This window comes from Aliarcobacter vitoriensis, from assembly GCF_003316695.1.
Classification (GTDB): Bacteria; Campylobacterota; Campylobacteria; order Campylobacterales; family Arcobacteraceae; genus Aliarcobacter; species Aliarcobacter vitoriensis.
On record NZ_PDKB01000032.1, the window covers coordinates 1 to 5943 of the forward strand.

Sequence of the window (5943 nt, forward strand, 5' to 3'; positions counted from 1 at the left end):
AGATCTTTAAAGTTTGATAGGTTTAGAGAGGGTAATCTTTGTAAACCGAATATATATGTTAAAAGAAAAAATTTGTACAAGTAGTAATATTTAACCTAGAGATGGGGATAGATATTATTTAAAATACTTGTCTATAACTTGAGTGATAATTTTGTAACTAACTTAATAGAGAGTTGTATGTTTAGAGATAGATATATAGTTTAAAAGAGAGTAATTATGGAATATGTCAGTTTCAAACACTATAAAGAGTGATAAGATTTAGAATGTAAATTAGAATGTAATTTTTAATTTGTAGTTTTTTATTTTTCATTGTAAATTTATGGAGAGTTTGATCCTGGCTCAGAGTGAACGCTGGCGGCGTGCTTAACACATGCAAGTCGAACGAGAACGGGTTATAACTTGTTATAACTGTCAGCTAAGTGGCGCACGGGTGAGTAATGTATAGGTAATATGCCTCTTACTAAGGGATAACAAATGGAAACGTTTGCTAATACCTTATATTCCTTATAAACAGAAGTTTGTAAGGGAAAGATTTATTGGTAAGAGATTGGCCTGTATTGTATCAGTTAGTTGGTGGGGTAATGGCCTACCAAGACAATGACGCATAACTGGTTTGAGAGGATGATCAGTCACACTGGAACTGAGACACGGTCCAGACTCCTACGGGAGGCAGCAGTGGGGAATATTGCACAATGGACGAAAGTCTGATGCAGCAACGCCGCGTGGAGGATGACACATTTCGGTGCGTAAACTCCTTTTATATAAGAAGATGATGACGGTATTATATGAATAAGCACCGGCTAACTCCGTGCCAGCAGCCGCGGTAATACGGGGGGTGCAAGCGTTACTCGGAATCACTGGGCGTAAAGAGCATGTAGGCGGATTGATAAGTTTGAAGTGAAATCCTATAGCTTAACTATAGAACTGCTTTGAAAACTGTTAATCTAGAATGTGGGAGAGGTAGATGGAATTTCTGGTGTAGGGGTAAAATCCGTAGAGATCAGAAGGAATACCGATTGCGAAGGCGATCTACTGGAACATTATTGACGCTGAGATGCGAAAGCGTGGGGAGCAAACAGGATTAGATACCCTGGTAGTCCACGCCCTAAACGATGTACACTAGTTGTTGTGAGACTAGATCTTGCAGTAATGCAGTTAACACATTAAGTGTACCGCCTGGGGAGTACGGTCGCAAGATTAAAACTCAAAGGAATAGACGGGGACCCGCACAAGCGGTGGAGCATGTGGTTTAATTCGACGATACACGAAGAACCTTACCTGGACTTGACATAGTAAGAATGATTTAGAGATAGATTAGTGTCTGCTTGCAGAAACTTGCATACAGGTGCTGCACGGCTGTCGTCAGCTCGTGTCGTGAGATGTTGGGTTAAGTCCCGCAACGAGCGCAACCCTCGTCGTTAGTTGCTAACAGTTCGGCTGAGAACTCTAACGAGACTGCCTACGCAAGTAGGAGGAAGGTGAGGATGACGTCAAGTCATCATGGCCCTTACGTCCAGGGCTACACACGTGCTACAATGGAGTATACAAAGAGCAGCGATACAGTGATGTGGAGCAAATCTTATAAAATACTTCCCAGTTCGGATTGTAGTCTGCAACTCGACTACATGAAGTTGGAATCGCTAGTAATCGTAGATCAGCTATGCTACGGTGAATACGTTCCCGGGTCTTGTACTCACCGCCCGTCACACCATGGGAGTTGAACTCATTCGAAGCGGGGATGCTAAAGTAGCTACCTTCCACAGTGGATTCAGCGACTGGGGTGAAGTCGTAACAAGGTAACCGTAGGAGAACCTGCGGTTGGATCACCTCCTTTCAGAGAAGTGTATTAAGATTTGTTTCTTAATACATAGAATAAGAAAAAAACAATTAACAATATATGTTCGGTTTATAAAGATTATTTGAATAAATATATATAGGTGAATGGGCCTATAGCTCAGCTGGCTAGAGCGCTCGACTGATAATCGTGAGGTCTCAGGTTCAAGTCCTGATAGGCCCACCATTAAATAATCTTTACTTTTAATAGAGATATTAGAAATAAGAGTTTTGTTGGGGAATTAGCTCAGCTGGGAGAGCGCCTGCTTTGCACGCAGGAGGTCAGCGGTTCGATCCCGCTATTCTCCACCATATATATAAACTAATAGTTAAAAATTAGATATAAGCTTTTATAAATTAAAAGTTTATATCTGGTTTTTAAAACTAGAAAACATTACTAAGATAACTTTAGTTATTTTAAGTAGTATGATATTTAAAAATATAATGTTAAAGTCTTTAAAATTTTTTCGTAAGATTAAATAATAATATGAAGATAAGAGATGAGAGTTTTTTATTGTAGTAGAGTTAGATAATTTTAAATAAAAAAATTTCATATCAATAATTTGTGATAAATTTAATTTATTATAAAACTATAGATAGAACACAACTAAATTATTAAATGTAAATATATTTAATAAGATAGTAGCCAAAGAATATTATCAAACTAAAAGTATTAAATTAATTTTTAATACTTTAAAGGCAAATAACTTGAAAGAGTTATTTATTAATAAGCTATTAAGGGCTAATGGTGGATGCCTAGACTGTAAGAGGCGATGAAAGACGTATTAGGCTGCGATAAGCCACGGGGAGTTGCCAAAGAGCGTTGATCCGTGGATTTCTGAATGGGGCAACCCAGTATAATGAGAGTTATATTACCCTACGGGGAGCGAACCTAGTGAAGTGAAACATCTCAGTAGCTAGAGGAAGAGAAATCAAAAGAGATTCCGTAAGTAGCGGCGAGCGAACGCGGATAAGGACAAACCCAATACTTGTATTGGGGGTTGTAGGACTATAATATGAATTAAAGATGATAGATGAAATACTTGGAAAAGTGTAGCATAGAAGGTGAAACTCCTGTAATTTAAATCATCAATAATTTTAATAGTATCCTGAGTAGGTCGGAACACGTGATATTTTGACTGAAGCTGGGGGGACCACCCTCCAATCCTAAATACTACTTACAGATCGATAGTGAACAAGTACCGTGAGGGAAAGGTGAAAAGTACTGCAGCGAGCAGAGTGAAATAGAACCTGAAACCATTAGCTTACAATCATTCAGAGCCCTATGATTTATCAGGGTGATGGACTGCCTTTTGCATAATGAGCCTGCGAGTTGTGGTTAGTGGCAAGGTTAAGTCAAGTACGAAGCCGTAGCGAAAGCGAGTCTTAATAGGGCGCCATAGTCACTAGCTGCAGACCCGAAACGAAGTGATCTATCCATGAGCAGGTTGAAGCTGGTGTAAGAGCCAGTGGAGGACCGAACCCGCTGACGTTGAAAAGTCTTGGGATGACTTGTGGATAGGGGTGAAAGGCCAATCAAACTTCGTGATAGCTGGTTCTCTCCGAAATATATTTAGGTATAGCCTTGTGTTGTAGCATATAGGGGTAGAGCACTGAATGGGCTAGGGCTGCTTACCGCGGTACCAAACCCTATCAAACTATGAATACTATATGTGGAATCACAGGAGTCAGGCGGTGGGTGATAAAATCAATCGTCGAGAGGGGAACAACCCAGACTAACAGCTAAGGTCCCTAAGTTACATCTAAGTGGAAAACGATGTGGAGTTACTGTGACAACCAGGAGGTTGGCTTAGAAGCAGCCATCCTTTAAAGAAAGCGTAACAGCTCACTGGTCTAGTGATTCTGCGCGGAAAATATAACGGGGCTAAGATGTACACCGAAGCTTTAGATTCAATTTTTAATTGAGTGGTAGGAGAGCGTTCTATTCAGCGTAGAAGATGTACCGGTAAGGAGCGTTGGAGCGGATAGAAGTGAGCATGCAGGCATGAGTAGCGATAATTAAGGTGAGAATCCTTAACGCCGAAAACCCAAGGTTTCCTACGCGATGCTCGTCATCGTAGGGTTAGTCGGGACCTAAGTCGAGTCCGAAAGGGGTAGACGATGGCAAATTGATTAATATTTCAATACCAACATATAAGCGCGATGTGGGGACGCATAGAGTTAATCGAGGTCACTGATGGAATAGTGGCTCGAAGGACGTAGGTTGTTAAGTAGGCAAATCCGCTTAACATTAGACCGAGATCTTACAGGCTCTTGACACTCTTCGGAGGAGATGGAGAATCGATGATACTGTCGTGCCAAGAAAAGCCACTAAGTATATTATATGTTGCCCGTACCGTAAACCGACACAGGTGGGTGGGATGAGTATTCTAAGGCGCGTGGAAGAACCCTCTTTAAGGAACTCTGCAAAATAGCACCGTATCTTCGGTATAAGGTGTGCCTACTTTGGTATATGAACTTGCTTCAAAAAGCCAAAGAGGTTGCAACAAAGAGTCCCTCCCGACTGTTTACCAAAAACACAGCACTTTGCTAACACGTAAGTGGATGTATAAGGTGTGACGCCTGCCCGGTGCTCGAAGGTTAACTGATGATGTCAGCGCAAGCGAAGCATTTGATTGAAGCCCGAGTAAACGGCGGCCGTAACTATAACGGTCCTAAGGTAGCGAAATTCCTTGTCGGTTAAATACCGACCTGCATGAATGGCGTAACGAGATGGGAGCTGTCTCAAAGAGGGATCCAGTGAAATTGTAGTGGAGGTGAAAATTCCTCCTACCCGCGGAAAGACGGAAAGACCCCGTGCACCTTTACTACAGCTTGACACTGTAGCTTGGATATTCATGTGCAGGATAGGTGGGAGGCTATGATGACTAGACGCCAGTAGAGTCGGAGCCATCCTTGAGATACCACCCTTGAATATTTGAGTTACTAACTGCGTACAATTATCTTGTATCAGGACAATGTCTGGTGGGTAGTTTGACTGGGGCGGTCGCCTCCTAAATAGTAACGGAGGCTTACAAAGGTTAGTTCAAAGCGGATGGAAATCGCTTGTTGAGTATAATGGCATAAACTAGCTTGACTGTGAGACCTACAAGTCGAACAGAGACGAAAGTCGGTCATAGTGATCCGGTGGTTCTGCGTGGAAGGGCCATCGCTCAAAGGATAAAAGGTACGCCGGGGATAACAGGCTGATCTCCCCCAAGAGCTCACATCGACGGGGAGGTTTGGCACCTCGATGTCGGCTCATCGCATCCTGGGGCTGTAGTCGGTCCCAAGGGTATGGCTGTTCGCCATTTAAAGCGGTACGCGAGCTGGGTTCAGAACGTCGTGAGACAGTTCGGTCCCTATCTTCCGTGGGCGTAGGAAAGTTGAAGAGATTTGTCCCTAGTACGAGAGGACCGGGATGAACGTACCACTAGTGTACCAATTGTTCTGCCAAGAGCATCGTTGGGTAGCTACGTACGGATGTGATAAGAGCTGAAAGCATCTAAGCTCGAAGCCAACTCTAAGATGAACTTTCCCTGAAGTTCCCAGCAAGACTAGCTGGTTGATAGGCTGGATGTGTAAGCGTTGTAAGGCGTTTAGCTGACCAGTACTAATAGAACGTTTGGCTTATTTTTATTTCTTTGGTTTACTATCTTATTAAGTATACAATACTTAATAATTGTGTTTACATTAGTTTTTATATGAAATACAAAAAGACTTTAACATTATCTTTATCTAAACTCTATATTTGAGTTGAGTATTAAGAGCAAAGCTTTTAAATGAAAAGTTAAAAATGAAAAATGAATAATTCAATTTTAATCTTGCCCTTACTACTCAACTTTGTTAGTGGTTACAGAGAAGTGGAAATACCCAGCCCCATTCCGAACCTGGTAGTCAAGCACTTCATCGCCGATAATACTGCAGGGTCCCCTTGTGGAAACGTAGGTCACCGCTAACTCTTTGAGTTTTTTTTACAAATGCCTTTCCTAAGTTACTTCTTCTAGTATTTTAGGGAAGGCCTTTTTTTATTCTATTTCCTATATCTCAACACAATTAAACATATTTAAACACCTTCTTCAAGTTTTATTTATATCCTCTTTATTTTTT

At 41.5% G+C, this 5943-nt stretch carries 2 tRNA genes and 3 rRNA genes; all 5 read left to right on the forward strand.

The features are described from left to right. The first annotated feature begins 316 nt into the window (after window positions 1-316). The 5 genes from CRU91_RS11890 to rrf all read left to right on the forward strand — a co-directional run bounded on the left by CRU91_RS11890 (window position 317) and on the right by rrf (window position 5794). A 16S ribosomal RNA gene (locus CRU91_RS11890) occupies window positions 317-1834 on the forward strand. Window positions 1835-1943: 109 nt separating this feature from the next. Next, window positions 1944-2020 (forward strand) — tRNA-Ile (locus tag CRU91_RS11895). A gap of 49 nt (window positions 2021-2069) precedes the next feature. Then, window positions 2070-2145 (forward strand) — tRNA-Ala (locus CRU91_RS11900). Window positions 2146-2558: 413 nt separating this feature from the next. After that, window positions 2559-5471 (forward strand): 23S ribosomal RNA (locus CRU91_RS11905). Between the two features lie 207 nt (window positions 5472-5678). Continuing rightward, window positions 5679-5794 (forward strand): 5S ribosomal RNA (gene rrf, locus CRU91_RS11910). Together the 16S, 23S and 5S rRNA genes with 2 tRNA genes alongside form the textbook arrangement of a ribosomal RNA operon. The last annotated feature ends 149 nt before the right edge of the window (window positions 5795-5943 follow it).